The 14,951-nt window shown below is 38.2% G+C and carries 11 protein-coding genes; all 11 read right to left on the bottom strand.

The features are described from left to right. Positions 1-51 precede the first annotated feature (51 nt). On the bottom strand, positions 52-1,455 hold the full coding sequence (locus tag NOX80_RS17985; RefSeq protein WP_256551194.1) for a tetratricopeptide repeat protein: 1,404 nt from the start codon (positions 1,453-1,455) through the stop codon (positions 52-54). Between the two features lie 112 nt (positions 1,456-1,567). Then, positions 1,568-2,758, bottom strand: coding sequence for an aspartate aminotransferase family protein (locus NOX80_RS17980; RefSeq protein ID WP_256551193.1), 1,191 nt, complete (start codon positions 2,756-2,758; stop codon positions 1,568-1,570). Continuing rightward, a complete protein-coding gene (locus tag NOX80_RS17975; protein WP_256551192.1) occupies positions 2,755-4,413 on the bottom strand; it encodes an OstA-like protein in 1,659 nt (552 codons plus the stop codon). Before NOX80_RS17975 ends, NOX80_RS17980 begins: the two co-directional genes overlap by 4 nt. Positions 4,414-4,539: 126 nt before the next feature. Then, positions 4,540-5,811 (bottom strand): adenylosuccinate synthase, encoded by a 1,272-nt coding sequence (locus tag NOX80_RS17970; protein ID WP_256551191.1) that lies wholly within the window; start codon positions 5,809-5,811, stop codon positions 4,540-4,542. A gap of 56 nt (positions 5,812-5,867) precedes the next feature. Next, a complete protein-coding gene (locus NOX80_RS17965; protein ID WP_256551190.1) occupies positions 5,868-6,317 on the bottom strand; it encodes a Fur family transcriptional regulator in 450 nt (149 codons plus the stop codon). A 188-nt stretch (positions 6,318-6,505) separates the two neighbouring features. Further along, positions 6,506-8,725 carry a RelA/SpoT family protein gene (locus NOX80_RS17960; protein ID WP_256551189.1) on the bottom strand — a complete coding sequence of 740 codons (2,220 nt, stop codon included), beginning with the start codon at positions 8,723-8,725 and terminating at the stop codon, positions 6,506-6,508. Positions 8,726-8,852: 127 nt separating this feature from the next. After that, the gene (locus NOX80_RS17955) at positions 8,853-10,397 is read right to left on the bottom strand and encodes a serine hydrolase (protein WP_256551188.1); all 1,545 of its coding nucleotides are present in this window, start codon (positions 10,395-10,397) and stop codon (positions 8,853-8,855) included. 24 nt (positions 10,398-10,421) lie between these two features. After that, a complete protein-coding gene (locus NOX80_RS17950) occupies positions 10,422-11,210 on the bottom strand; it encodes a TrmH family RNA methyltransferase (protein WP_256551187.1) in 789 nt (262 codons plus the stop codon). A 111-nt stretch (positions 11,211-11,321) separates the two neighbouring features. Then, positions 11,322-12,533 (bottom strand): outer membrane beta-barrel protein, encoded by a 1,212-nt coding sequence (locus tag NOX80_RS17945; protein WP_256551186.1) that lies wholly within the window; start codon positions 12,531-12,533, stop codon positions 11,322-11,324. Between the two features lie 34 nt (positions 12,534-12,567). Next, positions 12,568-13,899, bottom strand: coding sequence for a DUF58 domain-containing protein (locus NOX80_RS17940; protein ID WP_256551185.1), 1,332 nt, complete (start codon positions 13,897-13,899; stop codon positions 12,568-12,570). 37 nt (positions 13,900-13,936) lie between these two features. Next, positions 13,937-14,950: an AAA family ATPase gene (locus NOX80_RS17935; RefSeq protein WP_256551184.1), complete on the bottom strand. Its 1,014-nt coding sequence runs from the start codon at positions 14,948-14,950 to the stop codon at positions 13,937-13,939. Between the last annotated feature and the right edge of the window lies 1 nt (position 14,951).

Raw genomic sequence — 14,951 nt, 5'->3', positions numbered from 1 at the left:
ATAAATAACTAACCGTAAAGATAATAGTAAATTATGGTATTTGGATACTGCTTATTCGTTTAATTTCTGGTACTTTTCGATCTGTTCACGAATTGCTTTCTGATTCCAGATCACCGGAAATAATTCTTCTAGTAATGTATGATTATTAAAGTTTAATCGCAAACCATTGCTAAGGTGAACTTTTCCTTTTTCAGTATCATGAAGCATGTAGTATAAGCCGGCCAAACGATATTCAATTTCATATTCTTCCGGGAAAAATTCGGAGGCTTGTAATAATGTTTGTACAGCACTGTCAAATTCTCCTAAGAATTGTAATATGTCTACCCAAAATAACCAGGTGTCCAACTGATAATCGCCAAATTCTACTGCTTTCCGATAACCGTATTCGGCTTCTTCAAAAAAGCTTAATTGTTTGTTGATGGCGCCATAACGTTTCCAGTATAGCTTGTTCTCATTGTCAATACCAATAGCTTTATTGACGTAATATAACGCTTTTTGAAAATTACGCTGGCGGATATAAAAATCGGTAATAGCAATCCATGCCTTATCCAGTAACGGATCTTCGTGTACTGTTTTTAGATAGAATTGCAAAGCGATCTCGGTATTGCCTAATCGTTCGTGACATTTTCCGATGCGCAATAATGCAAATGACGTCGGATCGTCGAGTTCCATTGTTGTATTGTAGCAATCGATTGCTTCCTGATATTTTTTTAGTTTTTCCAATGCTTTTGCCTTTTCCAGATAAGCACCCAGAAAGCTTTCGTCAATAAGCGTAGCATAATCAAAAGCACGAACGGCCTGTTCGTAATCCTTAACGGTGTAATATTGACGTCCTAACTGATGCCAGGCGACTTCACTATAAGGGTTGCGATCAATAAAACTATTCAGAAAAAGAATGGCATCCTGATTCTGATCCAAAAAATCAAAACAATATACAACGTTATATAAAGCAGAATGATCTTCAGTGTCGTTTTCTAAACATTTGATAAAGTTTTCTTTGGCAAGTTCCAGATTGTCCATAAACAGGTATTCCATTCCGATTAAGGAATAGACATCTGCATAATCATCGGTATAGCGTAAGGCAACCTGTAATAGTTCTACCGCTTTATCGTGTTGATCTTTTTTAGAATAAATATTGGCTTTTTGGATATAGATTTCTTCATTGGTAGGTTCGATAGCGTAAAGATCGTTCAGTAATTTTTCGGCTATATCCAGTTTGTCATCAAAGACCAGAAGTTCAACCTGAACCAGTTTTAAACCGGTCGATTTAGGATGTTGTTCCAGTCCTAGTTTCAGTGCTTTTTTGGCTAAATTGATTTTACCCGTATCGAGATAATGAAGAATGATATCTTCAAACTCTTCGGAGTCAAAGAAGAATACCTTGTTGGTTTTCAACATTGATTCGAACTTTGATAAGGATAAACTGTTTTCTTCTTCCTCGTGACTCAAATTCATACTCCTCTTGTTTAAAATTATCCTTATTAAAATTAGGAAAGGTTTGTTGTTTATTCAGAAATCGGGATGATATGTTGTGAACAATTTAATTAACAATTAAACTGTTTGTAAATTATTTCATCTCGTTCATTACTTCATTCATAGCTTCAATAATAATGCCACATCCTTCTTCAATTTCCTCATTTGAAAGGGTTAAGGGAGGTGTGATGCGTATAGCGCGTCCTTCGAACAATAACCAGAATAAAATCAGTCCTTTTTCCTGACATTTAAAGATTACTTTGTTGGTGATTTCAGGACTTTCTGTCATAGGAGCAAGCATTAAACCTTCACCGCGAATTTCTGTGATCAACGGGTGAACCAGTAACTTGCGGAAAAGTTTTTCTTTTTCCAGTGCCTGCGCCATTATATCTGTTTCTACAATTTCTTGTAAGGTGGCAAGACAAGCCGCTGCAATTACGGGGTGACCTCCGAAAGTTGTAATGTGGCCTAATTTCGGATCATGGCTCAATAAGTCCATATGTTTATCGTTTGCGGTAAAAGCGCCAACCGGCATACCGCCACCCATTCCTTTACCCATAACTACAATGTCCGGTACGACATCATAATTCTGAAATCCGAAAAGCTTACCGGTTCTTCCGAAACCGGGTTGTATTTCATCCAGAATCATCATAGCGCCTACTTCATTACAACGTTGACGTACTTTTTTCAGAAAACCGTCAAACGGTTGTACAAAACCGGCTCCTCCTTGTATGGTTTCAAGGATAATCCCGGCTGTTTTATGCGTTATTTTTTGTAAATCGTCTTCGTTGTTAAATGTGATAAAATCAACATCGGGAATCAACGGCCGGAAAACCTGTTTGCGTTCTTCAAATCCCATTACACTCATAGAGCCCATTGTATTGCCGTGGTAGGCATTAAAACAGGAAATAAGCTGACTTCTACCGGTAACGCGTCGGGCTAGTTTTAAAGCACCTTCGGTGGCTTCAGTTCCGGAGTTAACCAGATAGGTTTTGTTTAATTCTTCGGGCATGTTTTCTGCCAGCAATTTACACAAAGCGACCGACGGATCCTGAGCATATTCGCCATAAACCATAACATGGGCATATTTGTCCAACTGGTCTTTAATGGCATTGGTTACACGTGGATGTTGATGGCCGAGTGTGCAAGCCGAAACTCCGGCTACAAAATCAAGGTATTTTTTCTGGTTTGTATCGTAAATATAGGAACCTTTGGCGTGAGAAACTTCCATGGCTAACGGGTGAGGGGAAGTTTGTGCCTGGTATTTATAGAAATCCTGAATCATTTTTTCTTACTTTTTTTTGCTTTCGCTTTTTCTTTTTTTGGCGGTTTCCCGTATTCCAGCGTTTCTTTGCTGGCTTCCATTGGCTTTTCGTTCTCCAGCTCTTTTACAAGTGCTGTTTTTTGTATCGCTGTGTCAATGGCAAGCTCTTCTTCGGGGAAAATAGCTTCTTTTGATTTGATCCGCTCATCGCCACGCCAAATAAAACCGCGTAGTTTTCGTGCGTTTTCGGGAAACTGATCCGGCGGATAACTTTCACTTTGAGGATTGATAAGAGCTGTCATGGTCTGGATTTTATTGTCTTCCAGTTCAAGGTGTATTTTACTGCTTACCCCTTTGTCGATCATTTCCAGCTCGTTTTTATCGTTGTACATGTAGTAGATCTTCTCTGTGTTTTTAACTAAATCTACAGTGGACAGTTTATTGTCTTTGAATTTTCCGAATAAGTCTTGACCTTTTACCTGGTTAAAACCGGTACCTAATGTATCTTTTTGTATGATAAAGGCATTATTCAGTACTTTTAAGGAGTCCAGTTTTTCGGTTTTATTGTTGCCGATAAGGTGAATGACATCTCCGGTCATTTGGTTTTCGTTATTCCAAAGTACCGGTCTTCCGATCATCTGGGTTAATCCTTTTTTCTGATCGGAATGAATGGAATCGCATTTACCACTCATATCGGTTTTAAAAATACGAGCATTGTTAAAGCCGCGGATAATACGTGCTCCTTGTTTTCCTGTTACCAGTAATTTTTTTGCATGGATATAAACAGAATCGTTTTCAACAAAGCTTGAAATCAGTGCTTTTTTGGTGATAAACATGGAATCCTGTTTTTTATACACTTCCGCATAATGTCCTTTTACGATCATTCTGTTGATCGTATCGGTGATTTTTACATTGTCTGTAGCGGATGAAAAATCCCGCTTTCGGTCGTAAAATATTTTGTCGCCCTTAATTAGTCGGTTATCGTACTTGATCGTGGAGTTTTTCGTTAGTGTTGCAATATCTTTTTTGGTATCGTAAAAACCGCGTTCGGTATAAATAACATTTTCCTTACTGGTTATTGTCGACGGACCGAAAACATAAGCATGTCCGGAATTGTCGTAAAAATCCAGATGGTTGGATTTAATTACAGATTGCGGATTGGTTACGGTTACAGCGGTAAGAAATTGGTATTTTTTCTCGTTAAGGTAGTACTTTCCGGATTTACTTTTTAGGGTGTTGTCTTTGTTGATAATGGTCCCGTAAGAGTTGTAAAAAGCCTGTTGTGTATTCCGGTCAAAATTCAGTGTGTCGGTTGTTAAAGTCGACTCCGGAGAACGAAGCGATACCTCACCGGAAGCATAAGCAAACTTTTCGTTACCGTTGTATTCGGCATAACGACTGTTCATGTAAATCGTGTCACCTTGGTTCATGACAACATTTCCAAAGGCTTTGGCGTAGTTTTCTTTTTCAAAAAAATACAGTTTATTACAACTGATCAAAACGCCATCGTGTTCAATCTGAACATTACCGGTTAGAATAGAAGCGCCCGGGATTTCCTGTTGGTTGCTATCGGTGAAATCCGTATGGATGATCTGAATTGTTTTTTTTTCTTGTGCTGTTGCCGAAGTAATGCACAAAATGCTGAAACTTATAAGAAAAAGAAAGAATTGTTTCAAAGTCTAAAATTTTGAGCCAAATTTAAGTAAAATCTGTGAACGGGTTTTTTTAATTAAGAATATTTTATTAATAATTAAAACAGGCTAAAAAAGAAAAAACGCTTCCGTTAGAAAGCGTTTTTAAGATTATTTTACAATCGTTTGTGTTCTGTCCGGACCAACCGAAATAACCCGGATTGGGACTTCCACTTCTTTTTCGATAAATTCAATGTATTCTTTTAATTCCGCCGGTAGTTGATCGTAAGATGTCATTCCGGTTAAATCGGCTTTCCAGCCTTTTTTCTCTACATAAACCGGTGTTACGTTTTCCGGTTCGATAGTATAAGGTAAGTGATTAATTACTTCTCCGTTGTAATTATATCCGGTACAAATTTTCAGTGTATCGAATCCGGAAAGTACATCGCCTTTCATCATGTATAATTCGGTTACACCGTTAACCTGAATAGCATATTTTAATGCTACAAGGTCTAACCATCCGCAGCGACGGGCTCTTCCGGTAACAGATCCGAATTCGTTACCAACGCGAGCCATTGTTTGTCCGATTTCGTCTTCTAATTCTGTTGGGAAAGGACCGCTACCTACACGTGTAGTGTATGCTTTGAAAATACCGAAAACTTCTTTAACCTTGTTAGGAGCGATTCCTAAACCGGTACAGGCTCCGGCAGCAGTAGTGTTTGAAGAAGTTACAAACGGATAGGTTCCGAAGTCGATATCTAATAATGAACCTTGTGCGCCTTCTGCCAAAATGGTTTTTCCGTCTTTCATCGCCTGATTTAAGAAAGCTTCACTATCAATAAAAGTAAGTGTTTTTAATACTTCAATTGCTGTGAAAAACTCATCTTCCAGTTCTTTCAGATTGTATTGCATGTCTACATCGTAAAAAGAGATCATGGCTTCGTGCTTATCAGCTAAAGCTCTGTAACGCTCTTTGAAATCGGCAAGCTCAATATCACCTACACGTATACCGTTTCTTCCGGTTTTGTCCATATAAGTAGGTCCGATTCCTTTTAGAGTAGAACCGATTTTAGCTTTCCCTTTAGAGGCTTCCGATGCGGCGTCCAATAAACGATGTGTCGGTAAAATTAAATGTGCTTTTCTTGAAATAAGTAAACGGGATTTGATATCCATGTTGAATTTTTCCAGTCCTTCCAATTCTTTTTGGAAAACAACCGGGTCAATTACAACACCGTTCCCGATAATATTAATTGAATTTTGGTGGAAAATACCGGAAGGAATTGTTCGCAGTACGTGTTTGATTCCGTCAAATTCTAATGTGTGTCCGGCGTTTGGTCCGCCTTGAAAACGAGCAATAATGTCGTATTTTGAAGTGAGTACGTCAACGATTTTTCCTTTTCCTTCGTCTCCCCATTGTAATCCTAGTAGCAAATCTACGGTCATTCTGTTGTTGTTTGTTGTTATGAGTTTATATAGTTATTAGTTGTAAACGTAGTTGATTAGTTTTCTTTATGCTGTTTTTTTTGCCCGTACAGGTATAAAGAATGATTGTGGATTTCGATATCGAAAATTTCCTCAATCGTTTTTTTGATTGTTTGAATACGCGGATCACAAAATTCAATTACTTCACCGGTATCGGTCATAATGATATGATCGTGTTGTTTGTCGAAATAGGACTTTTCGTAATGCGCCTGGTTTTGCCCGAACTGATGTCTTCTCACTAAACCGCATTCCAGTAATAATTCGATCGTATTGTAAAGTGTAGCCCTACTAACGCGGTAATTTTTGTTTTTCATTTTGATGTATAACGATTCAATGTCGAAATGTTCGGCACTATCGTAAATTTCCTGTAGTATGGCATAGCGCTCGGGTGTTTTACGATGCCCTTTCTCTTCCAGGTATTTAGTGAATACGTTTTTTACAATTTCCTGATTTTTATTATTTTCCATAGTAGGTTTGGTATGAAATACCCGCAAAGATAAGTTTTATTTTTTGGAGATTAAAGTTTTGATCGGGTAATGTTGGGGAAACGTAAAATTTTAGTTTTTTATTAACGAAAAGCGGATACGGTTAAAAAACAAATAAGTACTTAGGTTGAATTAAGTACTTATTTGCGTTTATTGTAAAATAGTGTTTTTTAGTTTTTGTGGACGCGGGTTACTTTATCGACCCCGTCAATTTTCTTGATATTGTCGATCAGTTTTTTGAGGATCGTATTGTTTTGTACGACTACGGTTACCTGTCCGTTAAATATCCCGGCTTCACCGCTAAGAGCAATACTTTGGATATTTACGTGCATCTGATTGGAGATTACTTTCGTTAATTCGTTAGTAAGTCCTAAAGTGTCCATTCCGGTAATTTTTAAAATGGCTTTGAATTCTTCCTGAGACGAATCGATCCATTTGGCCGGAATAATTCGGTAGGCGTAATTTGATTGTAAACTTATAGCATTCGGACAATCTTTACGGTGTATTTTGATTCCTTCGTTTATGGTGATAAAACCGAAAACATCGTCACCCGGAATCGGATTGCAGCAAGTGGATAACTTGTAATCCAGCTTTTCCTGCTCTTTTCCGAAAACAAGTAAGTCGTAATTTTTAACGATCTCATTACGATGCAGTTGCTCCGGTGGTACATTTGGTGAACGTTTGATCTTGTTCTTAAAGAAGTTGATCAATGTATTGTTCTTCTGCGCGGCAAAATCCTTCAGCTGTTGGTTGTCAATTAATCCGGCACCGACACGATAAAACAGATCGAGACTGGTTTGTAACTTGAAATAGTTGACCAGTTCGTTAACGGTGGTCTCGTTCAGTGTGATTTTTAAATGTTTCAGTTTTCGTGTTAGCAGTTCTTTACCGTCTTCCGCGATTTTTTTCGTACTCTCGTTCAGTACGTTTTTGATTTTGTTGCGGGCGCGGGATGTGGTTACATAATCCAGCCAGCTTGCATTCGGCTTTTGATTTTGAGAAGTGATAATTTCAACCTGGTCGCCGCTGTTTAAAACATGGTTTAGCGGAACCAGCTTTCCGTTCACTCTTGTACCGCGGGTATGTACGCCGACTTCGGAGTGGATGCTAAAAGCAAAATCCAGAGAAGTGGCTCCTTTCGGTAAGGATTTGATTTCTCCTTTCGGTGTGAATACATAGATTTCTTTGGAATACAGATTCAGTTTGAAATCTTCCACGAAATCAACAGCATTGGTTTCCGAATTTTCGAGTGCTTCTCTAAGTTGGTTTAACCAAACGTCAAGTCCGTTTTCTTCTGTTGCTCCTTGTTTGTATTTATAGTGTGCTGCGTATCCTTTTTCGGCGATTTCATCCATTCGCTCGCTTCGTACCTGAATTTCTACCCAACGTCCTTTCGGTCCCATTACGGTAATGTGTAAGGCTTCGTATCCGGTTGATTTCGGAGAAGATATCCAATCGCGGAGACGACTCGGACTCGGACGGTAATGATCTGTTACGATAGAATATATTTTCCAGGCCAGGAATTTTTCTTCCTGTGGTTTCGATCTGTATATAATGCGAAGCGCAAACTTGTCGTATACTTCATCAAAGGTTACGCCCTGAACCAGCATTTTACGACGAATCGAATAAATGGATTTGGGACGCCCTTTCATGGTATATTCAATGCTTTCATCGTCCAGCGACTTTTTAAGCACATCGGAAATAGACTTGATATAAGCTTCCTGTTCCTCCCGTGTTTCTTTCATTTTGCTCACAATATCCTGATACACTTCCGGTTCGGTATATTTTAATCCCAGATCTTCCAGTTGTGTTTTGATATTATAAAGCCCCAGACGATGGGCTAGCGGCGCATAGATGTATAAGGTTTCCGAAGCAATTTTAGCCTGTTTATAATCGGCCATGCTTTCCATGGTCTGCATGTTGTGCAAACGATCGGCAATTTTGATTAAAATTACACGTACGTCGTCATTCAATGTCAATAGCATTTTACGGAAATTTTCCGCCTGCATTGATATTTCCTGATCGGTTTTTACTTTCGCGATTTTGGTTAATCCGTCAACAATCTGTGCGATTTTAGGATTAAACATTTTTTCGATGTCCTGAATTGTGATATCAGTGTCTTCCACGACGTCATGCATCAGCGCAGCGGCAATGGAAGTGGCTCCGAGTCCGATTTCGGAAGCTACGATTTTAGCTACGGCAATAGGATGGAAGATATAGGCCTCTCCGGATTTACGACGTTGATCTTTATGTGCATCAACTGCTACATCAAAAGCTTTACGGATCAGTTTTTTATCTTCTTCAGTAAGGGTTTGGTAACTAATGCGAAGCAATTCTTTGTATTCGCGCGCAATTGCTTTGTTTTCTTGTTCTAAATCAATCTCAGTCATAACAATTCATTCAATTCCTAAATTTAGTGTAAAGAAATAACTTTTGCAAGTCTGCATACGCGATTCGCTGCTAAATAATGTTAAAATTTGAACTATAAAAAAACGCTCCTAAGAGCGTTTTGTGAATTTATTTGATTCGGTTAAAATCCAGATCCTGGAAATCATAACTGAAATCGGTTAGTGGTGAAATGGCATCCATTTTAATGTTTTGCAATTTACCCTCATTGTCATACGTCAGGTACATAAAAGCATCGGCATTAAAATAACGGTTAAACCATTTTACAGCAAAGACATTGTCTTTATAAAAGAAAATCTCACCGGATAACTGCGGAGAACGTTTGGAAACAAAGTGTAATTTTTTTCCTTTCGCCACAATCGCAATTTCACCTAACCAATTGTCTTTGTATGTTCCGGTCAGTTTGTTGTAATCTATTTTTATGTTTTTGTTTTTATGATTTAATGCCACGGTTTTCCATACTTCACCGGTTACTTTATCGGCTTCGGCTTCACTGGATATTTTCTGGTGACTGTATTTGGCTACATAATCGATATAAGGAATGCCGAGATAACTGTCTTTTATCGTATTGGTAATTGCTGTAAAAGCCGCTCCCGACTGTTGATTGGTAAAAACAATAATACCCAGTTGGAGTTCCGGCAATAATGTAACCTGGGTTACAATACCTTCCAGTCCGCCGGTATGTGATACCTGTAATTTGCCTTTTACGTCGTTTAATTGCCATCCGAGACCATAAGCTTTAAACAATGTGTAATAAGGAGCTGAGGTACTGTTGGGTAAAATGGTTTGCGGAGTCCACATTTCATTGTGCTGTTCTTCGCTAAATAAACGTTTCTCTTTATTCGATCCGTATTTTCCTTGTTGGAGTTGTACCAATGCCCATTTACTCATGTCATTAACGCTTGAATAAATACCGCCGGCAGCATCCAGAATAGGGCTTTTATAGCGTTTAATAACCTGTAATTTACCATCGATCGGGACATGCGGAACTATAGTGTTGGTGGTGTCTTTTAAGCGATTCCAGGAACCGATACTGTTATTCATCTCCAACGGTTTCATAATGTGCTGCTCGACAAATTCGGCCCAGCTTTGACCGCTTACTTTTTCGATCACTTCACCGGCTATAACATACAGCAGGTTGTCATAATCATATTTGGTTCGGAATCCGGAAACCGGTTTCAGGTATTGTATATTTTTAACGATATCTTTTGAGGTAAAATCATGACCGTCCGGCCAGATCATCAGATCTCCGGCTCCAAGTCCAAGTCCGCTACGGTGCGTTAGCAGATCCAGAATTGTAAATTCATTGGTCACATAGTCATTATACATCCTAAAGTCCGGGATGTATTTTTTAACCTTGTCATTCCAGTCTAGTTTTTTTTCATCGACTAAAATAGCCAAAGAAGCACTGGTGAAAGCTTTACTGTTAGAAGCAATTCCGAATAATGTATTTTCGTTTACCTTTTCTTTTGTTTTTATTGATTTTACTCCGTAGCCTTTAGAATGGATCACTTTACCGTCTTTTACTACAGCAACAGCAATTCCCGGAACATCAAATGTGGTCAGGGTTCTTTCTACCAGTTCATCGATTTCGGGCGAACTGATCTGAGCATAAATTGAAAAACTGGATAAGAATAAAAAGAAAAACTTTTTCATAATCATACAATAATTAATTTGGGGTTATATCCTGCGTTGTCTTTTTGCTTCAAATAGTAAGATGGCAGCCGCTACGGAAACGTTCATGGAATCGATTTCACCTTCCATGGGGATGATAATATTTTTTTTGCTGGCCACGCGCCATTCATCGGTAAGACCGGTTGCTTCGGTACCGACTACCAAAGCCGTTGATCCGGTATAATCCTGAGTGTGATAGTAAGTCGAATCCTGTAATGTGGCACAGTAAATAGCAATGTGATTTGCGTTAAGATAGTCAATCACTTCTGCGGTGGTTCCGGTTGCAATTTGTGTTGTAAACAAACTACCTACGCTGGAACGAATAATATTGGGATTATAAAGGTCGCTTTTGGGATTGGCAATAATAACGGCATCCAGATTAGCCGCATCAGCCGTTCGTAATAAAGCGCCTATGTTTCCCGGTTTTTCAGGAGCTTCAGCTACGAGAATAAGCGGGTTTTTTCTTAATTGTAAATCAGATAACTGCAACGATTTTGATTGAGCTACTGCAATGATCCCTTCGGTCGTATCGCGATAAGCCAGCTTTTGATATACTTCTTTGCTGATTTCAATCAAATCGGTATTCGGATCAATAAGTTCCTGCACTTGTTGGTGCGTTATGATTTCCGGTGAAAATAAAACAGTAATGAGTTGGTATCCGCCTTTTTGTGCCAGCATGATTTCCCGTTGCCCTTCAATGACAAAAGTGCCGGATTGTTTCCGGTTTTTGGCTTTATCCTGTAGTTGGATCAGCGATTTTATCAAAGGGTTTTGTACACTACTGATTTGTTTCATTGATGAAGAATAATAAATGCGTTATTTTTTGAGGATAAAAGTAAACTTTAATTTAGAAATATAACAAAGATACCCGGAGGAATAACAGGTATCCTTGTTATTTTTATTTATTTAGAATAATCGGTATCCTAAGATAAAGGAAACCGTTTTGTATTCACTTTTGTATTTGTTCTCACTGTTTGTAAGATCACGATTCAGATTATAGCGTAATTCGAAGCTGTAACGATTTTGAAAACGGTAACCGGCACCGATCGCAAAATTATAAACCGGATCGATCGTAATTTCAGTTGGTTTTTTATAAACCGTATAAATCAGTTTTGAACCTAAATCGATATTGTAACTGAAAACACCGTTTAAAAATAAGGCCGAATTGTCATTCAAATGCATATAATAGCGAACGCCTACCGGCATGTCAAAGGATTTATAGTCGATAGAATGAGTTTCGCCGTCCTGTACTTTTTCTGATTTGTACGACTGATAACTCGGTTCAAGAATGATCGACCATTTGTTCCCGTATAACGGTAAAATATACTCTAATTCGGCACCGATTCTAAAAGACATTTTATTTCCGAAATCAACATAAGGCTCTCCGAAATTTTTACTCTGACTGTCGAAAGATGAGGACGTACTGTTTAGTCCTGCACGTAAAGCAAGATGAAAGGCTTGTTTACGAACGATTTCCTGTTTGAATGTATTCGGAGCCGAAGGATTTTTGCACGTATTGTATTTTACAAATATATCAGTAAGATCATTGATGCGATAGTTGATTTTACGTAACATATCTCGTGTGATCGACTCACATTTTAGCGTTTTTAATAACTGATTTTTATATTCTTCGTTGGTTCTTACTTCAACGCCTTCAGTTAAATACGATTTGAAAATAAGCTGTTCGATTTCGGAACCGTCATAAGAATAGAAAAATTTATAAGCGTTTTCATCTTCAAATAAATAAAGTGAAGCAGCACCTTCGACTAAGACTCTTAAAAATTGGCCTTCTTCGTGGAAAACAGGATCCGGATTTTTGGTTAAAGCACCGATTTTTTCAGACGAACGATCTAATTTAATCCAGGCACTGATAAACTTTACTTTTTGATTGGTGAAACCAAATTCTTTAATGTTGTTGAAGTTCCCCGTTTCAATGGTTCCGTTTTCATCTCTTTTATACTCGATCTCTTTAGGATTGTTTCTCCAATCCAGGTTTTTGATCCAGCATTTCATCGGGTCGTTTCCTTTTTTAATGATGTAGCCTTCTTCAAATTTTATTTGTGCCTGAATTTGAAAACAGGTCATTAGTAATAAGGCGAATAGTAAAATTTTCTTCATGCTTTGTTTTAATGTTTGTTTTTTTGATGTTTGTTTAAAGTATTCCTCTTGATTTAATTTCTAAATATTTATTGATAGTGTCGAGTGTTAAATGTTCCGGTTGTGTGAGTACGGAATAGATTCCGTATTTTTTTAGTTCGTTAACGATCAGTCGTTTTTCAAAAGCAAATTTTTCGGCGATAACCTGGTCGTATACTTCTTGTATATTGGTTATTTTTTTGTCGATTAACTGATTGAGTTCTGTGTTGTTAAAGAAAACAACAACAAGTAAATGGTTTTTGGCTATTCCTTTTAAATAGGGAAGTTGCCGGTGTAATCCGTCCAGTGTTTCAAAATTGGTATACAGCAGAATCAAACTTCTCTGATTGATATTCTTTTTGATGTCCACATATAAGCGGCTAAAATCACTTTCAAAGAAATCGGTTTTAACATTATAAAGCGCTTCCATGATAAAACGCATCTGGGATTGTCTGCGCTCAGCGACTACTCTGTTTTCCGGTTTTTTGGAAAACGTAAGCATTCCGGCTTTATCCTGTTTTTTTAGAATAACGTTCGACAATGCCAAAGTAGCATTGATGGAATAATCCAGGAGACTTAACCCGTTGAAAGGCATCTTCATCGTCCGGCCTTTATCGATAATCATATATACATTCTGAGATTTCTCATCCTGAAACTGATTGATCATTAACTGATTTCGTTTGGCGGTCGCTTTCCAGTTCAGTGTTCGGATATCATCACCTTGTACATATTCTTTAATTTGTTCGAATTCCATGGAATGACCGATACGGCGTATCTTTTTTACACCATATTGAAACAGATTATTTGAGAAAGCCATCAGATCATACTTCCGTAGTTGGATAAAAGAAGGATACGTCGGAAGAGTCTGATTATGATCGAATGTGTATCTTTTAGAAACGAGTCGGAGCGGAGTGGCAACATAAATATTCAGATTTCCGAATGTATATTCCCCTCTTTCGGTTGGCCGTAAAAAGTACTGAAACTGATCTTTTTGTTGTGATTTTAATTTCCGGATTACTTCAAAATCCCGAACCTGGAACTGGAACGGAATTTCATCGATAATCTTCAGGTTAATATCGAAAGAATAATCATTGTTTAATTTGACCGTAATCGGGTTTTCATCGCCATTAGACAATTTTTCCGGGAGTACCCGTGACGCTTTTATACCTTTCCTGTTAGTAAACAACAAAAGGATGTCGATACTTGTAAACGCCAGTAACAGCAACAGAAATATCCAGCTTACGCGGTACAATCCTTCGAAGAAATAAGCCAAAACAAAGCTTACTATGATTCCGAGCAGGGCATAGAAAAAGAAATTGTTGAGGTATAGTTTTTTAAAGAAATTCAAAGTTATGGCTGTAAAAAATTAGAATAAAAACGGATTATTATCTTGGTATTTCAACAGTGTCGACAATCTGTTTGATGATTTCGGCACTGGTAATTCCTTCCATTTCGCGTTCCGGACTCACAACAACACGGTGTTGTAATACCGGTACGGCTGCCTCTTTAATATCTTCAGGCGTTACAAAATCACGACCGCGTAAAGCTGCAAAAGCTTTTGCCGCATTCAGAATGGCAATCGAAGCCCTTGGTGAAGCGCCTAAATACAGAAAAGGATTCTCTCGAGAATTCAATACAATTTTTGCGATATATTCGATCAGGTTTTGTTCGATTAAAATTTGTTTTACCAGATTCTGGTATTTTAAAAGGTCGCTTTGCGTAACGATTTGCTGTACGGATTCCAGTTTGTTCCGGTCTTGAAGTGCATTCTCCCGTTGGATAATTGCAATTTCTTCCTGAAGATTCGGATAATCAATGTTGATTTTAAACAGAAAACGATCCAATTGCGCTTCCGGCAGGCGATACGTTCCTTCCTGTTCAATCGGGTTTTGTGTCGCAATTACCAGAAAAGGAGCGTCTAATATATAGGTTTTGCCGTCAATTGTGATCTGACGTTCTTCCATAACTTCAAAAAGAGCCGCTTGTGTTTTGGCCGGAGCCCGATTGATCTCATCGATCAGTACAAAATTGGAAAAAACAGGTCCTTTTTTAAATTCAAATGCCGATTTTGATAAGTCGAAAACGGATGTTCCTAAAATGTCCGACGGCATTAAATCCGGAGTAAACTGGATTCGGTTAAATTGCAAAGCCAGTGTTTTGGAAAGGAGCTTGGCTGTAATGGTTTTTGCTACTCCGGGAACACCTTCCAAAAGGACATGTCCGTTAGAAAGGATAGCCGCCAAAAGCTGATCGATCATTTTTTCCTGACCTACGATTACGGTTCCCAATTCTCTTTTTATTTTGTTTACGCTCTCTAAAAGGGCTGATAAATCCAGTCTTGTTTCGAAATTTACGTTGTCGGATTGTTGTTCTGTTGGGGTATTTTTGAAAGTATCCATA

The organism is Flavobacterium cerinum (assembly GCF_024496085.1).
In the GTDB taxonomy this organism is placed as follows: domain Bacteria; phylum Bacteroidota; class Bacteroidia; order Flavobacteriales; family Flavobacteriaceae; genus Flavobacterium; species Flavobacterium cerinum_A.
This window is presented reverse-complemented; position numbering and strand designations above follow the sequence as displayed.

Bases quoted from the DNA above. Each gene is read 5' to 3' on its own strand.
- NOX80_RS17985 (WP_256551194.1), bottom strand. From the start codon at position 1,455: ATGAATTTGAGTCACGAGGAAGAAGAAAACAGTTTATCCTTATCAAAG.
- NOX80_RS17970 (WP_256551191.1), bottom strand. From the start codon at position 5,811: ATGACCGTAGATTTGCTACTAGGATTACAATGGGGAGACGAAGGAAAA.
- NOX80_RS17965 (WP_256551190.1), bottom strand. From the start codon at position 6,317: ATGGAAAATAATAAAAATCAGGAAATTGTAAAAAACGTATTCACTAAA.
- NOX80_RS17980 (WP_256551193.1), bottom strand. From the start codon at position 2,758: ATGATTCAGGATTTCTATAAATACCAGGCACAAACTTCCCCTCACCCG.
- NOX80_RS17935 (WP_256551184.1), bottom strand. From the start codon at position 14,950: ATGGATACTTTCAAAAATACCCCAACAGAACAACAATCCGACAACGTA.
- NOX80_RS17955 (WP_256551188.1), bottom strand. From the start codon at position 10,397: ATGAAAAAGTTTTTCTTTTTATTCTTATCCAGTTTTTCAATTTATGCT.
- NOX80_RS17945 (WP_256551186.1), bottom strand. From the start codon at position 12,533: ATGAAGAAAATTTTACTATTCGCCTTATTACTAATGACCTGTTTTCAA.
- NOX80_RS17960 (WP_256551189.1), bottom strand. From the start codon at position 8,725: ATGACTGAGATTGATTTAGAACAAGAAAACAAAGCAATTGCGCGCGAA.
- NOX80_RS17950 (WP_256551187.1), bottom strand. From the start codon at position 11,210: ATGAAACAAATCAGTAGTGTACAAAACCCTTTGATAAAATCGCTGATC.